This is a genomic window from Paenibacillus amylolyticus, from assembly GCF_003719335.1.
Taxonomy (GTDB): domain Bacteria; phylum Bacillota; class Bacilli; order Paenibacillales; family Paenibacillaceae; genus Paenibacillus; species Paenibacillus amylolyticus_D.
Genome location: NZ_RIAS01000007.1, coordinates 246,767 through 268,189 on the forward strand (window position 1 = coordinate 246,767; position 21,423 = coordinate 268,189).

General features: G+C 47.4%; 15 protein-coding genes and 1 pseudogene. 8 read left to right on the forward strand and 8 right to left on the reverse strand.

The genetic code is table 11. The annotated features are described in order from the left end of the window. The 4 genes and pseudogenes from EC604_RS14875 to EC604_RS14890 all read left to right on the forward strand — a co-directional run bounded on the left by EC604_RS14875 (nt 1) and on the right by EC604_RS14890 (nt 4,410). Entirely contained in the window at nt 1-1,008 is a 1,008-nt protein-coding gene (locus EC604_RS14875; protein ID WP_123064907.1) for a glycosyltransferase, read from the forward strand. Then, a complete protein-coding gene (locus tag EC604_RS14880; protein WP_123064908.1) occupies nt 1,005-2,423 on the forward strand; it encodes a glycosyltransferase family 2 protein in 1,419 nt (472 codons plus the stop codon). Before EC604_RS14875 ends, EC604_RS14880 begins: the two co-directional genes overlap by 4 nt. Further along, nucleotides 2,386-3,027: pseudogene (locus EC604_RS31035) on the forward strand (glycosyltransferase); the annotation flags it as partial. The gene EC604_RS14880 and the pseudogene EC604_RS31035, both read left to right, overlap by 38 nt. An 804-nt stretch (nt 3,028-3,831) precedes the next feature. Beyond that, complete coding sequence (locus tag EC604_RS14890; protein ID WP_123064910.1) at nt 3,832-4,410, forward strand: DUF4256 domain-containing protein; 579 nt, start codon at nt 3,832-3,834, stop codon at nt 4,408-4,410. A 111-nt stretch (nt 4,411-4,521) separates the two neighbouring features. Here EC604_RS14890 and EC604_RS14895 read toward each other — a convergent pair whose 3' ends face one another. Next, nucleotides 4,522-5,358, reverse strand: coding sequence for a MerR family transcriptional regulator (locus EC604_RS14895; protein ID WP_123064911.1), 837 nt, complete (start codon nt 5,356-5,358; stop codon nt 4,522-4,524). Between the two features lie 129 nt (nt 5,359-5,487). Between EC604_RS14895 and EC604_RS14900 the strand changes: the two genes are divergently transcribed. Both EC604_RS14900 and EC604_RS14905 read left to right on the forward strand, forming a co-directional pair. Next, nucleotides 5,488-7,224 carry an ABC transporter ATP-binding protein gene (locus EC604_RS14900; RefSeq protein ID WP_123064912.1) on the forward strand — a complete coding sequence of 579 codons (1,737 nt, stop codon included), beginning with the start codon at nt 5,488-5,490 and terminating at the stop codon, nt 7,222-7,224. Beyond that, complete coding sequence (locus EC604_RS14905; protein ID WP_123064913.1) at nt 7,217-9,034, forward strand: ABC transporter ATP-binding protein; 1,818 nt, start codon at nt 7,217-7,219, stop codon at nt 9,032-9,034. Before EC604_RS14900 ends, EC604_RS14905 begins: the two co-directional genes overlap by 8 nt. Nucleotides 9,035-9,145: 111 nt before the next feature. Here the strand turns inward: EC604_RS14905 and EC604_RS30830 are convergent, their stop codons facing one another. Both EC604_RS30830 and EC604_RS14915 read right to left on the reverse strand, forming a co-directional pair. Next, entirely contained in the window at nt 9,146-10,954 is a 1,809-nt protein-coding gene (locus EC604_RS30830; protein WP_123064914.1) for a flagellin, read from the reverse strand. A gap of 204 nt (nt 10,955-11,158) precedes the next feature. Further along, nucleotides 11,159-12,694 (reverse strand): carboxylesterase/lipase family protein, encoded by a 1,536-nt coding sequence (locus EC604_RS14915; RefSeq protein WP_123064915.1) that lies wholly within the window; start codon nt 12,692-12,694, stop codon nt 11,159-11,161. 200 nt (nt 12,695-12,894) lie between these two features. On the opposite strand from EC604_RS14915, the gene EC604_RS14920 reads away from it, so the two are divergent. Beyond that, nucleotides 12,895-13,710: an AraC family transcriptional regulator gene (locus EC604_RS14920; protein ID WP_123064916.1), complete on the forward strand. Its 816-nt coding sequence runs from the start codon at nt 12,895-12,897 to the stop codon at nt 13,708-13,710. A gap of 21 nt (nt 13,711-13,731) precedes the next feature. Here EC604_RS14920 and EC604_RS14925 read toward each other — a convergent pair whose 3' ends face one another. The 3 genes from EC604_RS14925 to EC604_RS31040 form a co-directional block, all read right to left on the reverse strand. Continuing rightward, nucleotides 13,732-13,935: a hypothetical protein gene (locus tag EC604_RS14925; protein ID WP_123064917.1), complete on the reverse strand. Its 204-nt coding sequence runs from the start codon at nt 13,933-13,935 to the stop codon at nt 13,732-13,734. Next, nucleotides 13,936-15,105, reverse strand: coding sequence for a glycoside hydrolase family 27 protein (locus EC604_RS14930; protein WP_123064918.1), 1,170 nt, complete (start codon nt 15,103-15,105; stop codon nt 13,936-13,938). 368 nt (nt 15,106-15,473) lie between these two features. Beyond that, nucleotides 15,474-15,554, reverse strand: a complete 81-nt coding sequence (locus EC604_RS31040; protein ID WP_353056773.1) for a putative holin-like toxin — start codon at nt 15,552-15,554, stop codon at nt 15,474-15,476. A 279-nt stretch (nt 15,555-15,833) separates the two neighbouring features. Between EC604_RS31040 and EC604_RS14935 the strand changes: the two genes are divergently transcribed. Further along, the gene (locus EC604_RS14935; protein ID WP_123064919.1) at nt 15,834-17,006 is read left to right on the forward strand and encodes a DUF4317 domain-containing protein; all 1,173 of its coding nucleotides are present in this window, start codon (nt 15,834-15,836) and stop codon (nt 17,004-17,006) included. Nucleotides 17,007-17,170: 164 nt separating this feature from the next. Here EC604_RS14935 and EC604_RS14940 read toward each other — a convergent pair whose 3' ends face one another. Both EC604_RS14940 and EC604_RS14945 read right to left on the reverse strand, forming a co-directional pair. Then, nucleotides 17,171-18,289, reverse strand: a complete 1,119-nt coding sequence (locus EC604_RS14940) for a response regulator (RefSeq protein WP_123064920.1) — start codon at nt 18,287-18,289, stop codon at nt 17,171-17,173. Then, nucleotides 18,286-21,423 (reverse strand): ATP-binding protein, encoded by a 3,138-nt coding sequence (locus EC604_RS14945; protein ID WP_161556950.1) that lies wholly within the window; start codon nt 21,421-21,423, stop codon nt 18,286-18,288. Before EC604_RS14945 ends, EC604_RS14940 begins: the two co-directional genes overlap by 4 nt.

Here is a 21,423-nt window from a genome sequence, read left to right on the forward strand (position 1 = left end):
ATGAAAGTACTCGTCGTATCACGTGGAAACGGATTTGGACATGCGAAGCGTGATTTGCTTGTTGCGCAGCGGCTTATACAGTTCAATCATGAAGTCATTATCGCGTCTTACTCCTCCGGATTTCAATACTTGCAGAGGGTATATTCAGGTCAATTGATCGATCTGGAGCTGCCTTCTGCTGGCAGCAGTGCCGAGCGAACCTTGAAGTTGCTGGACTTGATACGTCGCACACAACCCGATGGGATCGTGGTGGATGAAGAGCTGCTTGTTCTACCACTTGCCAAAAGTTTGGGTATTCCCACCTGCTTCATTACCAATTGGTTAGAGGATGAACAGGAGACGCTGGGTTATCTGCACATGGCGGATCGAATTGCGATTGTGGATCAGCTGGAACACTGGATGTTCCCGACATCGGACTCGATTCGGGAGAAGCTGCATTTTGTGGGCCCGGTGGTTGAAGTGCCTGAACGGGCTGCGGCCAGGGAGAAAAAGATTGTCATCACGTCAGGCTCAGCGACGATTGTGGACGTTCCTTTTTTCAAAAAAGCAATAGCGGATCTGAAAGGGGAAACCGATTATATCAAGCTGGTGTACAGCGGTACATTGACGAAATCATTGCAGCGGCTGGGGGATGAAACGACACAGTTTATCGCAGACCCAAGCTCTTTCATGGATAAAGTGAGAGACAGCTCGCTGGTGGTGTGCAGGGGTGGACATACGACATTGTGGGAATTGGCTTCGCTGGGTATACCCGCCATCGCTGTTCCCCGGCGGGAAGAAGTGAATCGCAGCAACATTGTATATGCACGGCAGATGGGCGAGAGAGGTTATATCCGTTGGCTGGAGGAATCCGACATGGATCAGGGTTTGATCGCTGCGTATGCCCGTGAGATTTTGCGAGGCGAGACACAGCTTCAAACGTATGCTTATGATGGTGCAGCACTCGATCATCTGACCTCTTGTATTCTGGAAAGCTTTTCACTTCAGCTTGCGGAGAAGCCGTTATGAACGTGACAGTCATCATCCCGGTTTATGGCAAACCGGATGTGTTGCACCTGACTCTGCAGGCGCTTGCCGGGCAGCATTACTCCGACTTTTCCGTCTGGCTGGTGGATCAGGGAGGCACGATTCCTTTTGAGCAGTTCAGGAATGCCTATGAGGACAAGTTGCGTATTCATTACATCGATACCCCTGCGCATACAACAGTGTCTGACAAACGGAATAGGGCGATTCGTGAATCCGCTGAGGATGTTGTTATTTTTCTGGATGCAGATACGATTGTGTGCGCTGACTTTGTAGGTGAACATATGGCGCTGCAGTGTGCCGGGAACGAGGTGGTGATCGGTTATATCTATGGGAAGAAGGGCATGCAACGGGAAGAGCTGAACTATGAGGGGAAGCTGGAGTTTGAGGCTTTTATGCGATGGTTTGAGCATGAATCCAGGCATATTCCAGACGAGCGTGAGAAATATTATGAGCCGGTGCAGGATCAATTGATGCGATTGCAGTGGCCTTGGGCTGTATTCTGGTCAGGTAACATCTCTGTATCCCGAGCTGCATTACAGCGTGCTGGCGGATTTGATCACAGGTTCAAAGGCTGGGGCATCGAGGACATCGAGGTTGGCTACAGACTTGTTCAATCTGGCTATGAACTCACCTTAAGCCGCTCGGCTTGGGCTGTGCATGTGCCACACGAGGTGGATGAGGCGAAGCGAATGCAGGATCAGACGGCAAATGCCAGAATGTTTTTACGAAAATATCCTGCAATGGAGATTGAATTATATTTTCTCAAAGTGCATGACTGGAGGAAGGTCCCAGATCGAGGCGAAGCCATAGCTAAAGCAGCAAATAAAGCCACAGTAACAGCAACGACGTCCATAGCCGACACCCTCATGCAGGAAGATGAACTGACCCATGGGATGCAGAAGATTATACAGATGGTCACTTCCAGCTACGACACGCACTTTTTACTGGTAGGTTATGATGCCAAACTGTTTGTTTTATCGCAGGTGAGCACACTGATTGACCCCAGAGCGATGAGCGAAGGGCTGATGAATGTTTCTGGAAAAAAGGTCTACAGGCTTGCCGGGAGCTGCATGCCGTTTGAGGCATTATCATTTGATGTTTGTATCATTACACCTGTGTGGACGATGTACAACCCCGAGATGATTCCTCATCTCCTCATGGAAGCATTGAGAACCTCACGTGTATGCTATTGTTTAAGTCCAAGAACGGAAATTTTGCCTCTGCTTGCAGTCCTCACTTCTTTGAAAAAGCTGGGCAGAGACATCGAATACAGCATTGTGGATGTCGTAGATCAAAACATGAAGCTTATCACGTGCAAAGATCGTGGAATGATTCAAGTTCAGGAAGGGGGCATGTTAGATGATCAAGGGCGTTACCGTCATCATTCCTACATATAATCACTCGGATTTACTGGAACGAACGCTTGTATGTCTGAAACATCAGGAGGCTGACATATCATTATTCGAGGTCATCGTGTGTGATGACGGGTCAAGTGATGATACGAAAGAGGTCGCCTGTTCCTTTGAATCCGATCTAGATCTGAGGTACTGCTATCAGAAGGATCTGGGGTTTAGGGCAGGAACGGCACGTAATATGGGACTGCATCTGGCTAAACATGAGATATGTGTATACCTGGATACCGGTGTATTGATTGGTGCCGACCTTATTCTTAACGTCATTCAATTTCACGATCTTCACGAACATACAATTGGACTCGGCACGGTTCATGGTATGAATCAAAAGGATCACCAGCATCCACTTGCTAAATACTTGCAATCTATTGCTTCCTCCGAACATCCCGAGGCATGCTTGCGGAATCCCATGTTGAAGGCTTATCCCGATTCCAGACAAACACAGTTTGATTTTTATGAAAATGATCTGGATCGAAGTTCTGCTCCATGGTCGATGTTTTGGACAAGCATGGTTTCTGTGGAAACCTTTCTGCTAAGACAGGTGGGCGGATTTGATGAGTCGTTCCACGGCTGGGGGCACGAGGATCTGGAATTAGGTTACCGCCTCTGGAAGGCAGGTTTGCATTTCCGGTCCGATCCTTCGCTCCGCGCGCTGCATTTGCCACATGAGCAGTTCAATCCGGTGCAGATGACAAGTCGGAAGAATCATCTGCACTTTGTGAAGCTGCATCAGGAACTTCCGGTGGAACTGTCCTATGTGAACGAAAACTTTATTTTTGAAATGCTGCTTGGACAGTTGAATGTTGCGGATCAATACCTGCCTCAAAATTATGATGATCTTGATCCGAACCTGCTTGGTTCCCATGAAGAAGGAAGACGATTGGCAGTGGGGTATATAACCCCGGCGTTTGCTAGCAGGTTGAACATTACGGATGTGTTTGCGTGTAATCAACGTAACGCCGAGATTATTCGTACACAGAGACCGGATGTTCACACCGCTTTCAAAGCAGGGTTTGTCAATTTCTGTGAGGATAATATGTATCAGACGGTTATCATTACAGATGTATGGAAAGTCATCCCGATTACATTGTTAATTGTACTGCTGGATGACATGCTACGGATAGCCAAACGAGTCTATCTGCTGGATACAGCGGATTTAGAGCTCGATAAACTGCCGATCGTCGGCGAGCTTCTTCCAACCGGATTCCATGCGGAGTCGATTGCAAGTGCTGGCAAAACAGAAGTTTATGCCATAACCCGGCTGGTGCAGCAGCTTCATGTCGAAGTAAACAACCTGTAAAGGGGACAGGTTGTTTTTCGTTTTTATTTTCACTACAATCGAGTAGAACAAGTGCGCTACACCACTATGTTAATGAACCGGGGGAGAATGAGGATGACCACGAACTCCATTGAAAATGAGAAAGAACTGTCACCGGAACAACGTGATGAGTTGTTCAAGGCATTAAAGACCCGTTTTGAAAAGAATACGAGTCGTCATCCCGATCTGGAATGGGTTAACGTTGAGGCCAAACTCGAAGCACACCCGGATAAACTGTGGTCGCTTCACGAGATGGAGCAAACAGGCGGCGAACCGGATGTCGTGGAGTTTGACAGTGAGACAGGTAAATACATCTTTGTGGATTGTTCTGCAGAGAGTCCCAAGGGCCGCCGCAGTGTATGTTACGATCAGGCTGCACTGGATGCACGCAAAGAAAACAAGCCCAAACATAGTGCTGTTCAGATGTGCATCGAAATGGGCATTGAACTTCTGGACGAGACCCAGTATCGGGAACTACAGCAACTGGGGAACTTTGATCTGAAAACATCCAGCTGGGTGGTGACCCCTGAACACATTAGACAGCGGGGTGGGGCTATTTTTTGCGACCGCCGTTACGATACCGTATTTATGTACCATAATGGTGCAGAGTCTTATTATGCGGCAAGAGGTTTCCGCGGTTTGTTAAGGGTGTAAATGAAATCTAGAGTGAGCTAGGTTAGATGAATGAGGACAGTCCAACAGTAATAGAGAGGAACGATTCGGCAAGCTGCGAATCGTTCCTCTTTTTAATTTAAATTAAGTTAGTTAAGCTATATCTTCTTTTTCATTTGGCTTCTCAATATGCACCATAACCCGAACCAGGTAATCCTCCGCATGCTGCAGCACAATCTCATCCTGCATGTAGTCCTCGTAGGCATCCCCCTTAATGACGTACTGTTTCTTCTCGATGTAATCAAAGATTTGCGGAAAGAACTTCTCGGTATCTCCATAGTCGGCTCTGGCATAAGACACTAGATAATACCCCTCCGGCATATACGCCTGTTCATGATGCTCTGTGGTCATGTAGCTGTACATATGGGAGATCATGTCTCCATTTTTCTGAAGTAAATCAGCTTTAGGGATGATGACGCCGCCGGGATAACCGAGCGGTGCATGTTCCTTGTTCAAACGTACTCGAAAATCCTCCCAAATTTCCTCAGGGAACTCCTTTTTGGATGAGTAGATGCGGCGGCTCAGCAGCAAGGGGGTTTCGGGTTGCCAGATGACATGCATTCGGCTGGTGTCGAGGTGCATGGATTGCTCTATATTTTCCGCACGTTGAATAATCATTTGTTTCGCCTGAGTCAGTTTGGCAATTTGCAACTGCAGATTTTCTTCCTGTTTGCGCAACAGTTGGAGGGTAGTTTCCGGAGAACGCTCGCCGAGATGTTGCTGGATTTCCTCCAGGGACATGCCCAATTCTTTGAAAATATGAATAACGCCGATCATTTCAAACTGGCCGTGGCTGTAATAGCGGTAACCGTTATCTGCCACATAAGCAGGTTTGAACAGTCCGATGCGGTCGTAGTAAATGAGAGTTTTGCGCGAAACCTCGGACAGCTTGGAAAAAGCACTAATGGACAACATTTCATTGGGATGCATAAGTACCTCCAGATCAAAAAAGTGGATTGACTGTATAGTTGCTATACAGTTTATAATACGGCTGTTCTGACCGCCGATCCACCTTTAGATGGCTGATCAGGGTGTTTATTTTAGACGAGGAGAATGCTTATGGTAAGGAAATTACTGCAAAGTGTACGGGAATATAAAAAAGATATGTGGCTGACGCCTTTGTTTTTACTTGGTGAAGTGGCCATGGAAGTCATTATTCCGCTGTTTATGGCTGAATTGATTGACCAGGGGATTGCCGGAGGCCAGATGAATGAGGTAGTGAAGTATGGCTTGATTCTGATGTTGTTTGCCCTCGTGTCTCTGATCTTTGGAGCGCTGGCGGGTAAGCATTCTGCGATTGCGATGTCGGGGTTTGGCAGAAATCTGCGTTATGACCTTTTCCGTCATGTGCAGCAACTGTCGTACTCCAATATGGATAAATTCTCAACCTCAGGCATCGTCACCAGGCTGACTACGGATATTACGCATGTGCAAAATGCGTTTCTAATGATTATCCGGATTGCCTTCCGCAGTCCGGTGATGATGATTTTTGCGACAATTATGACGTATCGCATCAGCCCATCCATTGCTTCTTGGTTCATGATTGTTATCCCTGTGCTGGCCATTGGCATGATCATCATCATGAAGTATTCTTTTCCGATTTTCGAGCGTGCCTTTGACAGTTACGATGATCTCAATAAAGTTGTTCAGGAGAACGTCCGTGGCATCCGGGTCGTGAAATCCTATGTGCGAGAAGAGCGTGAGGTATCCAAGTTTCAGGCCGTATCCCAGCGGATCTTTACACAGATGGTTAAGGCAGAACGCATGCTGTCGTATGAAATTCCGCTGATGCAAGTTGTGCTGTATGCCGTGATGCTGATCATCTCATGGATTGGTGCCAAACTGGTTGTGGGTGGAAGCATGACGACCGGCGAGCTTACGAGTGTATTCGCGTACTCCATGCAAATTCTGATGAGTTTGATGACCCTGGGTCTCGTTGTTATTATGGTTGCCATCGCCCGGGCTTCGGCAGGACGGATTAATGACCTGTTAAGTGAACAGCCGGACATTACCAGTCCGGAGTCACCCGTTACAGAGCTGCACAGCGGGGAGATTGAATTCCGCGATGTATCCTTCCGTTACTCAGGCAAAGCCGAGAATTACGCCCTGTCTGGCATCAATCTGCGAATTTCTTCGGGACAGACGATCGGTATTATTGGAGCAGCGGGCAGTGCAAAATCCACCTTGGTACAGTTGATTCCACGTCTATATGATGCCAGTAAGGGTGAAGTGCTCGTCAGTGGAGTCAATGTGAAGGAGTACGATCTGAGTGTACTTCGCAGCCAAGTCGCAATGGTATTGCAAAAAAACGTCCTGTTTGAAGGTACGATTAAGGAGAATCTGCGTTGGGGCAATGAACATGCGACCGACGAAGAGTTGATTGAAGCGTGCAAAGCGGCACAGGCACATGAGTTTATTTCCACGTTTCCGGATGGATATGACACTCATTTGGCACAAGGCGGTACGAACGTTTCAGGAGGTCAGAAGCAGAGACTGTGTATTGCCAGAGCTTTACTCAAAAAGCCGAAGATTCTGATTCTGGACGACTCCACCAGCGCCGTAGATACACGAACCGACGCGTTAATCCGAAGCGTTTTCAAGGAAAGCATACCGGATACAACCAAAATTATTATTGCCCAGCGTATTGCATCTGTGGAAGATGCGGATCAGATTGTCGTGCTGGATGAAGGCATGATGGTAGATATCGGAACCCATCAGGAACTGCTGGGCAGAAATACAATTTATCAAGAGGCTTATTATACACAGACGCAAGGCGGTGAAGCACTGGATGGATAACATACAATATGGTCGGACAATAAAACGTCTGCTAGCCTACTTTAAATATTACAAATTCAGAACGACAATAGCGCTAATTCTGGTTCTGGTGAGTTCCGCTGTCTCTGTCGCTTCTGCGGCCTTTCTGCGATTGCTGATCGACGACTTTATTACGCCGCTGCTCGGGAATCAGAATCCCGTGTTTGACGCCTTGTTACAGGCTTTAATCATTCTGGCTGTGATCTACGCTGCTGGAGTCATGAGTACGTTTATCTCGAAACGGCTAATGATTACCGTCTCACAGCAGATTATGAAGAGGATTCGTGACCGCTTATTCCATCACATGCAGAAGCTGCCGATTAAATATTTTGACCGTAAAGCCCACGGGGATATTATGAGTCATTACACGAACGATGTGGACACGCTGAACATGATGCTGACGGATGGATTACCCCAGCTGTTGTCCACTGCGGTGACAGTGGTGGTTGTTCTCGGTACGATGTTGTATCTTGATGTGCCTTTAACGATCGTGGTTGTACTCGGGGCACTCGCCATGCTTTGGGTTACCAAAACCTTGGGTACCAAGGCTACCGAGCACTTTTTCCGGCAGCAGGAGTCGATTGGTGTGGTGGATGGATATATCGAGGAGATCATTCATGGGCAAAAAGTGGTGCAGGTGTTCGGTCGCGAGCAAAAAGCGATGGAACAATTTGCCCGCCTGAATGATGGATTATTTGATGACTCGGCGACAGCTAACAAATATTCGAATATTCTCATGCCAATCAATGCAAATCTGGCCACATTAATCTACGTGCTTGTGGCCATTGCAGGCGGAGCAATGGCGATATCGGGCTGGAATGCCGGTCTGACTCTGGGAAGTATCGCAGCTTTCCTGAGCTTGTCCCGTAATTTTACGATGCCGATTGCCGAAATTTCCTCGCAGGTCAACATGTTTGTCGTGGCTCTCGCAGGGGCAGAACGGATCTTTAACCTGATGGATGAACAGCCTGAAGCAGATGAAGGCCGGGTGACCTTGGAGAAAAATCAGGATCAGACCGGGTGGGGCTGGAAACTGGAGGACGGAACAAGCATTGTTCTGAAAGGAAAAGTGGAATTTAAGGACGTCAGCTTTACGTATGACGGAAAGAAACAGGTGCTTCAGAATATTACGTTATATGCCATGCCTGGACAGAAGCTCGCGTTTGTAGGTGCAACGGGTGCAGGCAAGACTACCGTAGCCAACTTGCTCAATCGTTTCTATGATATCACAGAAGGCGAGATCATCTATGACGGCATTAATATTCAGCGTATTCGAAAAGCGGATTTGCGGCGTTCTCTGGGAATTGTACTGCAAGACACGCATCTGTTCTCGGGCACGGTAGCTGAGAATATTCGTTATGGAAGGCTGGACGCCAGTGACGAAGAGGTGATTCAGGCGGCGAAGCTATCTTATGCGGCGAGTTTTATTGAACGATTGCCTGATGGCTATGAGACCCGACTTGATGGCAACGGCAACGGTCTGTCACAGGGGCAGAGTCAACTGCTGGCGATTGCCCGAGCGGCGATTGCGAGTCCGCCTGTCATGATTCTGGACGAAGCGACCTCATCCATCGATACACGTACCGAAGCGCTGGTTCAGAAGGGGATGGATAATCTGATGCAGGGTCGAACGGTATTTGTTATCGCCCATCGTTTATCTACCGTGCGAAATTCTGATGCCATTATGGTGCTGGAGCATGGCAAGATCAAGGAACGTGGCGACCATGAACAGCTGTTAGCGGCGAAAGGTACTTATTATCAATTGTATACTGGAGCTTTTGAGTGGGATTAAAGTTTAACGTAGTATTTAATCATCAAAGAGTATACTAGAAAGCAGCCAAGATCAAAAAGGGGGTGTCCCAAAAGCCTTATAAATGGCTTTTGGGACACCCTTAAATTTTGTTCACTGGTGGAGCAATTGTAGAACGGATTGAGGGCTTTGATTCGATTGTGTGAGCATGGCTTGTGCAGCCTGCAATAAAATATTTGATTTTGTATACTCTAACATTTCTTTGGCCATGTCTGCATCTCTAATTCGAGATTCTGCATTACTCAAATTCTCTGTAGCATTACTTGTATTGTTTAATGCATGTTCCATTCGATTTTGGATTGCACCGTATATTCCACGAATACTGGAAATTTTGGAGATGGCTTTGTCTACCCGAGATAATGCTTGTTCTTGAATAGATGGTGGTAACAAGCCCATCGTTGTAATGCCTAACTCATCAGCCTGCACGTTGAATAAGGGGATATCCATATGTTGCCCTTGATTTGCTCCGGCTTGGACCGTGAGTTTCGGTGTGATATAGTCTATGTCTTTGATCTCGACATTTGAAGTTGTTTCTATGCGTGTAGACACTTCTGTTTCGTTTGTACGTTCAAATACATCCAAATTTAATGAGAAGGGACCGTATTTGAAAGCAAACGTTAAACTTGATTGAGAAGGGAGGTTAACATCCCAATCAAAATTGATTGTAGGTTGTCCCCCTGCGGGATTATGAATTGCAAGTTGGGTTGGAGATAGAGATCCGAGTGAATTATCGAACGTAATATTAGCATTTGCTTCTGTTCCTGTCATCGTATATGTATTCCCAGATGGCGAATTAATGGATGTTACACCATTGGGGATAAGTAGCCCATTTGCATCTGTCATTACTGAATTATCAGGCGGGTTAATTAGGTTACTTAGTTTTAAATTCGTATCCGTTGGATTTCCGTTATTGATTATATATTCGATTTGCATCGAATTATCTGGAAGTATAGTCCGGAGTCTTTTTATCGATACATCGGTATTTGGAAACCACATATGATCCCAAGCCGGAACTGTACCGGTATTGCTTCTAGATGTATACTCCACTGGTCGCATCATGCCGTCCACTTCTACATTCTCACTCATCGTGCCATAAACACGACCTAATGTTTTGGGGCCAAACCAGGTTGTGTTCATTCCCGAAGCATACCAATAGTCTGGTGCTGAATATTGCGGATCGGTTGTAAGTGCTAAAGTTTCATATACTGAACGCTCTGTATCTGTTTTAGTTGTTGTATAAGTATCCACATTATATTCGTTGTAACCTTGTCTCAAATCCTGCGAGGTTATCGGAGTAATTACATTTGTGTTTGTATACGTCTGAGTTGTAGAGGACGTATTAGAAATGCTGGTCAGGTGTCTTGCTTCTGGGGGTGTCCCAGAGGCTGCATAAACGACAGTTTTCTGTACGGTTGGAATTGTAGGCGGCTCACTAAGGGAAGTGTTTGTGCTGGAACTTGAACGATCCGCCAGTATTTCATAATCATCTCTTGCCAACAAGTTTATCGTGTTATAGCTTGTGTTTTGGGAAATGTGGTTTATTTCATTCGTAAGCTCTTGAATCTCACTTTCAATCATCAGACGATCGTTATTGGTGTATGTATCATTTAGACCCTGAACAATCAATTCTCTCTGTCTTTGTAAAATAGCTGAAATTTCTTGCAGTCCACCTTCTGCTGTTTGAACAAGAGAAATCCCATCCTGTATATTTCGATTTGCTTGGTCAAGTCCCCGAATCTGTGCCCTCATTTTCTCGGATATTGCTAGTCCTGCTGCATCATCAGACGCACTATCAATTCTTTGCCCAGAAGATAGTTTCTGTAGGTGGCTAGAGTTATTACGGGCGTTTTCTTGCATTCTCCTATGTGCACTAGTAGCCGCTAAGTTATGCGAAATAATCATATGTTATACCTCTATCTAAAGTGGAGTAATATGATTAATTTTACCATGGTAGAATAAGGATAGTCTATTGATATGTGATTTTTTTGTAAATTTAGTGTGCAAATTGCCTAACAAAAGTGATGTCTCCACTAAGATAATCAGCTCAGAAAGAAGAGGGCCATGCGACACCGCACAGCCTATTTAGAGGAGAAAGAGCTACACGTATTAAACCACAGGTTCATTTTGCTTTTTGAAAAAGTATTCAATCACTAATTCAAGCACAGGTTCAGGCTCCGCTAGCTGCAACTGTGCCTGATCCGTAAATTCCATGCGATAGGGTTGCTTGATGCTGCTCGGAATCCAGTAGGGAAGTGGTTTTCCAGTGGAATCCAAACCGTTGGGGTCACCTGTCGCAATGAAGTTCGAGAGATAGTTGCACATCTGGCGTGCCAGATCATAATGTTTACCCGTGAAAGGGCGCCAGCATTTGGCGAGTGTTTCAAAAAAGAACCACAGATCGACCGAATGGAACGTGCCTGGCTGATCCCATCCCGGAATCTCTGCGTCGAAGTTATAATAATAGAGCGGCGTCTCGGACGGATGACCGCTATTAGAGCGGATTACAAGCTGAATCGCATGTTCAATCATGCGCACAGAAGCCCGCTGTAAGGCATGATCCAGATCGCCAGTATCGGCTTCACATCGCTCTAAGAAGGCAGGAGCATCCTCGCCAAATAGCTCTGTAGCCATCTGTTTCAGTTCCTCCACACTGTTTACCGCAGGCTTGGTCCAGAACTCGGAGGACGTATGCCCGAGCATGACGGGAACGAGTTCGCGCTTATGTTGCATGAAGCGGGTGAACGGATCACCTATACAAAACTGATCATCAATGACCGTTCCCCAGAAGCTTCGATATTCGAGGATTTTATCCCGTAGTGTAAAGGCATCCAGCTGTCTGGCTTCCTCCAGTGAAGCTACCCCCAGAAAACGGAAAAATTCAACGCCTTTCTGCTCGGCATCCCGCAGCGTACTGCGAACAGCAGGTACAGGGACGTTTGGATACAGCTCTGTAGCGATACCACTCATGATGACAGCTCGCTGGAAGAGACCTTTATTTTGCGGAGAAGTCATCTGACTAAGAACACTGCCACCGCCAGCAGACTGTCCCCCGATTGTAATCTGATCCGGGTCACCGCCGAACGCGGCAATGTTACGCTTCACCCAGGCTGTTCCTGCTTGCTGATCGAGATGCCCAAAATTCGCTGGTGCGTGCGGTGACTCCGCACTGATTTCTGGATGGCACAGGAAACCAAACGCATTCAAGCGGTAATTGATGGTCACGACCACAATCCCCCTGCGTGCAATGCGTTCACCGTCGAATTCCATCTCTGCCGTGTGGCCGACTTGGAGCCCACCACCAAAGTACCAGACAAAGACCGGCAGTTTCTCATCGGTTCGTTTGGCAGGTGTCCACACATTTAGATATAGACAGTCCTCATTCATCGGCAGATCAGGATCAACCGCCCATTCTCGCGTATAGATGTTATTCTCATCAATGACGGTTGGTGCCTGCATGGAAGTCGGCGCAAAATCAAAGGCTTGCAGTACACCATCCCAATCGGAAGCAGGCTGTGGCGCACGCCAGCGATTCCGGCCTACAGGGGGCGCGGCGAACGGAACACCTTTAAAGCTTGTAATACGTGGATCTGCGGCAGGCAGTCCCTGAACTTGACCATTTTCGACCGTAACAGTTCTAAGCAACACAACATTCTCCTCTCTGAATTGAACATCGTTAATGTATGTCGATCCAAGATGTTTGGTTGCGCTTACAACTCTGCTGGGCGATATGCCCTCTGTCTCTATCATAAGCAACTTGAAGCGTTGTTTCCAGCATCGTAATTAAACCAATAACCCCTCATAATGATATATAATGACTGGGATCATGAAAGGAGTTGCTGGACGTGGACACATTATGGCGAGACGGGAGCAGGGCGAGCCAGGTATATTTTATCAGCGGCGGTCACAAACCGATCAATCTTCATCAGTGGGGACCGGGCGTACGTGACGTCTATGCGCTGCATTTTATCATTCGAGGGCAGGGTACACTGGAAACGGGGGGCCAGCAATTCCGGCTGGGTCCCGGAGAGAGCTTTATCCTTTTTCCGCAAAAAGAAATCTATTACTACCCCGATCCGGTGGACCCGTGGGAGTATGTATGGATCGAGTTCAACGGACGAGACGCGGGGCGATTCGTAGATATGACTCAGTTATCGGTGCGGCATCCTGTACTGCCAGCTGCACCGAAAACAATGGCGCCATGGTTTCATCTGGGCTGGAATGCAGGCGCATCACCTGGTGAAGTGTTAAGAGCGGATGCACGTTTGCATCTGTTATTATCCTATTACATGGAATTTTTTCCGAGCGAGAAGCAGGCAGAAACCAGAGATGATGTATGGATGGCGAAAACCTATATCGAGCAAAACTACTGGCAATCGTCCTTGACGGTGGCAGAGATTGTACAGGCCGTAAATCTGGAGCGAAGTTACCTGTTCCGCAAGTTCAAGGAAGCTACAGGTGAATCGGTGTCAACGTACATAACGGCATGTCGTATCCGGCGTGCCTGCGAGCTTCTTGAGTCATCCCAATTGTCCATTCAATCCATAGCTTATTCGGTAGGATATAATGATCCGCTTTATTTTTCCAGAGTATTCAAAAAGGCAACATCATACACGCCGTCTGCCTATATGATGTTGCACCAGAAAAGAGCAGGTCGTTAGGGAAAGAGCGTTGTACGCCCTTTAACGAAAAAGAGCACAGTTTCCTGACTCCCGGAAGTAACGAACGAGCTTCTCAATCGGCTCCCGCCCGCAATTCATCTTCACGCCAAGACAATCAATGCAGACAAATTGCCGGGCTGTTAGCGAGACTAATTTCAGATAGATGCCGACATCGTCGGAAGTGAGCGGAACCTGACAGGTTGTGCACAGCCGGCTTTGTGCCATTTATTTCACCAGTTTGGCTCGCACGACGAGACAATCATGGGCCGCTACGACGGGAGCATAACGCTCGCGGAATACACCGAGTTCCTTATGCTCCCAGCAGTCATAGAGGGACAAGGAGTAACCTGATGCGTAAGGCAGTCCCATATCCCAGAATTGCAGGGACAGTTCGCGCTGGCTGTCGCTCAGGTTGAAGAAACCAATCGCCAGATCACCTTCCGTAAGCACCTTCACCAGCATGAATACATCATCGGTATGGAACCACTGCGGCTCAGGTTTGATGCGGTAAGCCCCGCGCGCCTCCGGGTCCTGATTGATCGCAAGCAGATCGGGGTTCAGCAAAATGTCCTTGGTGGCCTGATTGGCCTTGCGTACATCACATCCAATCATGAGCGGTGAACCCATCATCGACCAGAGGGAGAAATGGGTTTTGTATTCAATATCGTTGCAGCCGCCAATGCTGCCGATAAAGTCGCTGTTACTTCCGCCGTACATGCCAACAATAAGCATATCCATATCATTGTGGCAGAAGGAGCCCGTGTAGCTTTGTTTTCCAAGCTGTGAAAGGGCCAGTTCTTTGACCGAGTCCCAGTTATCGCGAATATCTCCGGTGGAACGGTACATATGCGCACCCGATTCGCGAATCCATTCGTAGACATTATCCTCCCCCCAGTTGCAAGCGGAGAAAAGAATATCGCGGCCGCAGTTTTTGAGCGCAAGACTCATGCGTTTGTATAACAATTCGCCCGAGACGTGGCGCGGCTTGAAGCAGTAGTCATATTTTAAATAATCCACGCCCCACTCGGCGAATAATGCCGCATCCTGAAATTCATGCTCGAAGCTGCCCGGATACCCGGCACAAGTATGTGTTCCGACACAGGAGTACATGCCAAACTTCAGACCTTTGTCGTGAATATAATCTGCAAGCGCCTTCATTCCACTCGGGAATTTGGCAGGGTCTACGACCAGGTTGCCGTCCGCATCCCGCTCCTTCAGGCTCCAGCAATCGTCGATGACAATGTACTCGTACCCGGCGTCACGGTATCCTTCCGTTACAAACACATCGGCAACATCCCGAATCAATTGTTCATTAATATCCCACGTAAACGTGTTCCATGAATTCCAGCCCAGCGCAGGGGCAAATCCCATCATTGCATTGGTGTTATTACTCATGATCTGACTCGCTTCCTTCCTCGAACAGTTTTTTGAAATAACCAAATGCCATTTTTCATGTAGTGATTGCAGTTACTAACTATCATGAACTTAACGGATTAAGGGAATTTCAACCATAGCCTGACGTTGCTTGGACATGGACAAATGTTGTTTAGGTTAATAAAATGAAAGGAATTAAGCTGGAAGTAATTGTGCTATGCCAATTGAAATATCAAATCATCATGTTATAATAAGGGCACAAAGAGCTTATAATGCAGAAAGAGCCGTGCGTCAACACGACTCTCCATGCAATAGCCGCTTTTAAGGGCGGTGGGCTTTAAGCAGAGGTACGAATCATTGGTAGACCGCATCCTTAGCTGGGGGGCGGTCTACTTGTCTTTATTGGACAGTAATGCTGTAATCAGCAAACCAAAGGTAAGCATCAGCATCAATGATTCAAATACTGTCACAAGGCATCACCTCCCTTCCGGGAGATTAGCCGACCGCCCATATAGCCTTTCCATTGCCATGTGATTGTACCACATATTCCCTGGGAATTGAACCGTTACCAAGCAAGTACAGTTTAGTATGGATCGTCTAAAATACGCGCCTGAAATGGCGTGTTTTTTGCTGTTTTACAGGGCTATGTCCTGTACAAAACCACTAACATTAAACCTCCTTCTGGCGAAGCTTTTTTTTATCGTTTATACTTGTAAAGCCAATTTACTTGAGGAGTTGTCTAACGAATCATGAATAAAAAAGAAGTCGCGCACATTCGCAAACAATTCAAGCTGGATCATGACCTGCTGAACATTTACGACATCCTGAATGTCTATATTACGAAAGAAACCAATGAAGTCTATCACTGGGAACGCCACCCGTTTGAACTGGTGGATCGGGAGAAGCAAGAGTTATACATGGGTAATTTCAAAAAATTGCTGACAGGCGAACTGGATCAGAAACTGTTCGAACTGAAATTCCAGGAAGAGGCGGAGGAGCCGGCACAGGTGATGCTTCACCAGGCACTCGTCACAGGTGACCCGGATGAGTGGCAGGATCTGATGCTGTTGCTCGTTGATCGGATGATGGCTGATGCCAAGTACGAACGGGATATGGTGGTTACGTTTATTAAAGGACAGTATTATCTTCCAACGAAGGCCAGAAATGATGCAACGGAGGAAAGCGAGAAAAATGAGGTCTTTGCCCATCCCTTTATCCTGTGCAGTGTGAATTCCACCGAGAAACAGCGTAAGACGCTGCTCTTCGACTATGTAGAGCGGGAATTCAAGTACAACATCATCGTTGATCCGATCATCAAATTAAGTACGCCGGAGCAGGGTTTCCTGTATCCAAGCGTGACGGACAACTATTCCGACGTAAACCGTGTGCTATACTGCACGGGCAAATCTAATTTCCCGGACCCTCATTTTGTTGAAAATGTGCTGAATGGGGAACGTTCGGTAACGGCTCTGGAAGAGCGGGCAATATTCGAGGATATCGTCAAAGAGATCACGGGTGAGCAGATGGATGCTACTACGCTGGCCCATGTGTATGAAGAGATTAACCGGGTTATTGAAGTGAACGAGGAATCCCATGAGGAAGAGCCACCGAAGCTGGATTACAAAGACGTGGAACGTCTGCTTACAGCCAGCGGCGTAGAAGAACTGACCACCGAGAAGGTGGAACGTGCATTCGAAACGATCGTTGACAATAAAAACTATGAGCTGAAGGCAAACAGCGTGATGCCGAAGTACACTTCCAAGTCGATCAAGATTGATACCAAGGTGGCAACCATCTCGATCAGTCCGCAGGACCTCAAATATGTGAGACAAGTCAACTATCAGGGAAGACGCTGTATCATGATTGAAGTAGATGAAGATGCGGTGATTGAAGGGTTCACGCTGGCTACGGAGAATCTGTAACGACGAACTTAACTTCGAACGTCAACTAGACTCTACTAAGCTTGATAAAAATGATTCAACTTAAATGTAATGCAAAGCCCAAGCTTGCGGTCATTCCGCCAGGCTTGGGCTTTGTTGTCTTAGGTCTGTCTCTGTCTTTGTGTCTGTCTTTGTGTCTGTCTCAGTTATGATTGTCGCAGTAACTGCTGGATATCGGTTGCCGGGCGGGAGCCAAGCTCCTCGTGAAGCAATTCCTCGAGTAGCTGGTATTGCCACTGGGCTTCAGTCCGCCGACCAAGCGAAAGATAGATCACGATTTTTTCACGGTGAATATCTTCTCGAATCGAATCGACCTGCAGGATTCGATCCAAATAATGCAGTGTACGCAGGGGTTGCTTTTGCTGAATATGATATTGAGCAGCCGTTTCCATCATTGTGATGAAGTCCATCTCGAGCTGTCTTGACCATGCGAATGCCCATTCATAATGCCGCCCTTTCAAAAGTTCACCCCGGTACAACGTGTCTATTCGTTCGAACATCTCAGGTGAATAGGTTGAAGTTTGACGGATCTGGCGGAATAACGCTTCGAACTCATACAGATCACAATCGATGGAATCCCGGTCAATACGAATCCCGTTTCGATCCTTCTGGATCAGAGGAACATCGCTGTTATCTCCAACCGCACGCCTGACGTAGTACAGCGTTGAGTTGATATTAGTCCAGGCTTTCTGCGGACTGAGATCCTTCCATAACGTATCAGCTAGTACATCACGGCTCGTCGACTTCGCACATAAAAGAAATGCGAGCAACTCCTCTGTTTTCGGCGTTCGTAGCTTCACAGGGGTATCCACATTCGCTCCATCAAGCACAGTAAATTCGCCAAACATCCGCACAGTCAGACGAGGGGGAGGGGAAACCGGCTCCGATGAGATAGCCGTGTTCCGGAGAAGTTGCTGCAAGCGCTGAATCGTACGACTTACACGCTCGGTTGTCACAGGTTTGATGATATAATCGATGACTTCTTTTTCAAAAGCCTGTACGGCATATTCCTCATATCCTGTGACCAGCACAATCGGAAGGGAGGCATGATGCTTGCGTAATTCGCCGATCAGTTGCATCCCGGAAATTCGTGGCATGGTGATATCCAGAAAAGCAGCATCAAAACGGTGATTTGCTGCATATTCGCAAGCTTTCTCGGGGTCATGGAATACTTCGCATACCTCAATGGCTCCACTTTCAGTCAAGATCCGTTTTAGTCGTTTGAGCGATAGATCCTCATCGTCTACGATGATTACTTTTATCATGTAATGTACCCCCCGTTACCCTTCATGCTCTGGTGTTGTATGGGAAGATCGAGCGTAATGCGTGTTCCTTCACCATCATGGCTTTCCATCCGAAAATCCCTGTTGTACAGCAGTTTGAGCCTGCTCGATATATTCCATAAACCGACACCTGTGCTACCGTCGGCGGCCTGGCGGAGCTCTTTCATTTTCTGCTCCGTCATACCTATGCCGTTGTCTTCAATGGTAAACCTGGTTTCCGTTTCGCTGAGATTACGAATAGAGAGCATCACACGACCGCCGCCAACTCGGGACATCAGCCCATGCCGAATAGCATTTTCGATCAAGGGCTGCAGAATCAGCGGCGGAATCTGCATGGTTCGATCCACATCCGCATCCACATCGATAATGACTTCGAGCCTTGATCCGAAGCGTGCCTGTTCAATGGCTACATAGGCCTCGATCATACCCAATTCGTTCTCCAGGCTGGTCTTGGAATCCAGATGTTTGAAGTGCACACTGCCCCGCAAATAACTGGATAATTGTAAAATCAATCGTTCTGCCTCATCTGGCGCATCCACACATAATTCGGCAATGGCGTTCAAGGCGTTATACAGAAAGTGCGGGTTAATCTGGGAACGTAAAAAGGAAATTTCGGCATTTCGTGCAGCCTGAACGGACGCTTTCATCCGGGTTAGACCACCGATTCGGGCCAGCAATTCCTCCGATTCAAAAGGCTTGGATACAAAATCATTGGCTCCCTTCTCCAGCGCAAGCTTTAATTGATGAGCTTTATTGCCTGCGGTCAGCATGAGCACGGGAAGTTCGGAAGGGGAGAAGCGCTCCCGAATCCGGTCGAGCAGTTCATAACCTGACATGCCTGGCATCATGATATCAGCTATCACCAGATGAACGGAAGGAAGCTTGTCTAACAGCCCTAATACCGAATGGGAACGGGAGGTAACGGCATAACTGTACCCTTCCAGCTTCAGCAGACCAACAATAGTCTGCAGATTGGCTGCATCATCGTCAACCACGAGAATCCATTCATTCCTTACCCCTTGCACAATGACAGGTTCTTCATATCTCAGTGGTCGATTCCCCGTAACCGTAGGGGCCATACTGAAAGGCGTCACGTTGGAACGTTTTTCTTTTTTACCTTCAGCCAGTGGGAACGTCAGAATAAATGTGGCGCCTTGACCCAGCGTTGATTCGGCGTGAATGGTTCCGCCATGCATCTCAACAAGCTTGCGCGTGATGCTTAGTCCAAGGCCAGTGCCTCCGGCAGCCATAGGGCCGGCATCTGCTTCCTGCTCGAATGGCAGGAAGATATGCTCCAACTTGCTGGGGCTGATGCCTCGTCCCGTATCGGCAATGCGTAGTTCTGCTTTGCCCTGAACGAGTGTAGCACTTATCCGGACAAAACCCTGTTCCGTGAATTTGATGGCATTACCGATCAGATTGTGCAGAATCTGAACAAGACGATTCCCGTCTGCATATATTGCCGGGAAATAGGCAGGGATGTCGTTGATCAGTTCCACCTTTTTGGTACCGAGCAGGAAGGAATGCATGCGCATTACGGATTCGACATAGGAAGACAAATCGGTGGCTGAACGGTGTAGTGGGATGTCCCCGTGTTTCATTTTGGAGTAGTCCAGCAGTTCATCCACCAAGTAAGTCAAACGTCTGCCGCTACCTGTCACAATCGCCAGATTATGTGCCTGCTCATCCGTGAGAGGGCCTTCTGAACCCTTGAGCAGACTCTCGCTAATATTGACGATGGCGTTGAGCGGTGTTTTGAGCTCATGGGACGTGTTGGATAGAAAGTCATCCTTTACCTGGTCGAGCAGGAGAAGCTGATCCTTCAGAGAGCGAACGGTGAGGTAGGCCTCGAAAAATCGCAGGACGGCTAGAAACAGCATCAGGATGCTGAATAGTACGATACATACCTGTCCGATATTGACATTTTCTTTGAGTGAAATGGAGAACAGATTGATGTCCAGACAATACAGTGTAATACAGAGCATGGCCGCGTACCATAGAAAGCTCGATAATCGTTCTCCCTTCTCACTGAGCACATACCGCAAAGCACACTGCACTAGTAGCCATAAGAGAATCAACGTATACAGTCCGATAACATAAGGTGCGGTTAATACGTAGACGGAGATAGGGAAGAGTACGAGCAAACTGATATAAGCGCCAAAAATAAACAGCGTTACAGAGGTAAGCACCCCTGAGAATATGCCCGTTCTGAAACGGTAGAAATAAAAGATCAATAAGCCGAGACAGGCAACGGAGCAAAAATCTTTTAGTTTATATAACGTGCTAAATGAAAGATCTGTGCTTGCTGCCGCCAAAACCCGTTCACTGATCATGCCATTGTAGAGGGCATATAGTAAACACACCAGACCAAGTAGTAGCAGGGAGCTATCCCGGTTTCGATATAGAGCAGATCCCAGATAACTGATGAGAAAAATGATGGATATGGTGGCCAGTACAGCCATAGTTGCCAGTTCAATGGCTGTGCGATTCTGATGGCTTTTTAGCATGGCAGTCTGTTCTCCCAAAAAAAGCGGACCCGAGATGCCTGCATTGGGATAGTCATAGTTGGCGACCCGAACCAGTATTTCAATATCACCGCCATGATAAGGAAAAAATCCGATTTGTGGTGAATTGCCTGCCTGATATCCTGCATTTTTTTCCACGGCTTGTCCGTCTTCCATCAGTTTGGTGCCATTGACGTAAATTTCGCTGGCAAAACGAATGTTGCTCTTTTTGATAGCAAGTGTGCCCTCAACGGGTGTATTGCGCAGGACAAGCCGATATGTAGCAAAACCGTAGGAAGGTAATCGTTTATCCCCTATCTGAATGGGTCCCCAAGTACCAGGGACCTCTGCATAAGCATCAGGAGATGTTTGGGTTCCCGGTTGTTTCTGACCCGCGATATTCACTGGAGCTGGTAGTAGCGTCTTCCAATAAAATTCCCATTCACCGTCCAGCCTGATGCGATTCTCTAGCTTCGGGTTCCAGGTTGATAGATCCAGAATACCCTGACGTGCATGGAGCTCGGCAGCTTGCGGTTCTCTTGCCGTGGATAGAACTAGCAGCATAACAGCAAGTATCACGGTGAGAACAACACCTGAAATTCGTATGAACAC

Coding starts and splice junctions, on each gene's coding strand:
- EC604_RS14875 (WP_123064907.1), top strand. CDS start 1: ATGAAAGTACTCGTCGTATCACGTGGAAACGGATTTGGACATGCGAAG.
- EC604_RS14880 (WP_123064908.1), top strand. CDS start 1,005: ATGAACGTGACAGTCATCATCCCGGTTTATGGCAAACCGGATGTGTTG.
- EC604_RS14890 (WP_123064910.1), top strand. CDS start 3,832: ATGACCACGAACTCCATTGAAAATGAGAAAGAACTGTCACCGGAACAA.
- EC604_RS14895 (WP_123064911.1), bottom strand. CDS start 5,358: ATGCATCCCAATGAAATGTTGTCCATTAGTGCTTTTTCCAAGCTGTCC.
- EC604_RS14900 (WP_123064912.1), top strand. CDS start 5,488: ATGGTAAGGAAATTACTGCAAAGTGTACGGGAATATAAAAAAGATATG.
- EC604_RS14905 (WP_123064913.1), top strand. CDS start 7,217: ATGGATAACATACAATATGGTCGGACAATAAAACGTCTGCTAGCCTAC.
- EC604_RS30830 (WP_123064914.1), bottom strand. CDS start 10,954: ATGATTATTTCGCATAACTTAGCGGCTACTAGTGCACATAGGAGAATG.
- EC604_RS14925 (WP_123064917.1), bottom strand. CDS start 13,935: ATGGCACAAAGCCGGCTGTGCACAACCTGTCAGGTTCCGCTCACTTCC.
- EC604_RS14930 (WP_123064918.1), bottom strand. CDS start 15,105: ATGAGTAATAACACCAATGCAATGATGGGATTTGCCCCTGCGCTGGGC.
- EC604_RS14935 (WP_123064919.1), top strand. CDS start 15,834: ATGAATAAAAAAGAAGTCGCGCACATTCGCAAACAATTCAAGCTGGAT.
- EC604_RS14940 (WP_123064920.1), bottom strand. CDS start 18,289: ATGATAAAAGTAATCATCGTAGACGATGAGGATCTATCGCTCAAACGA.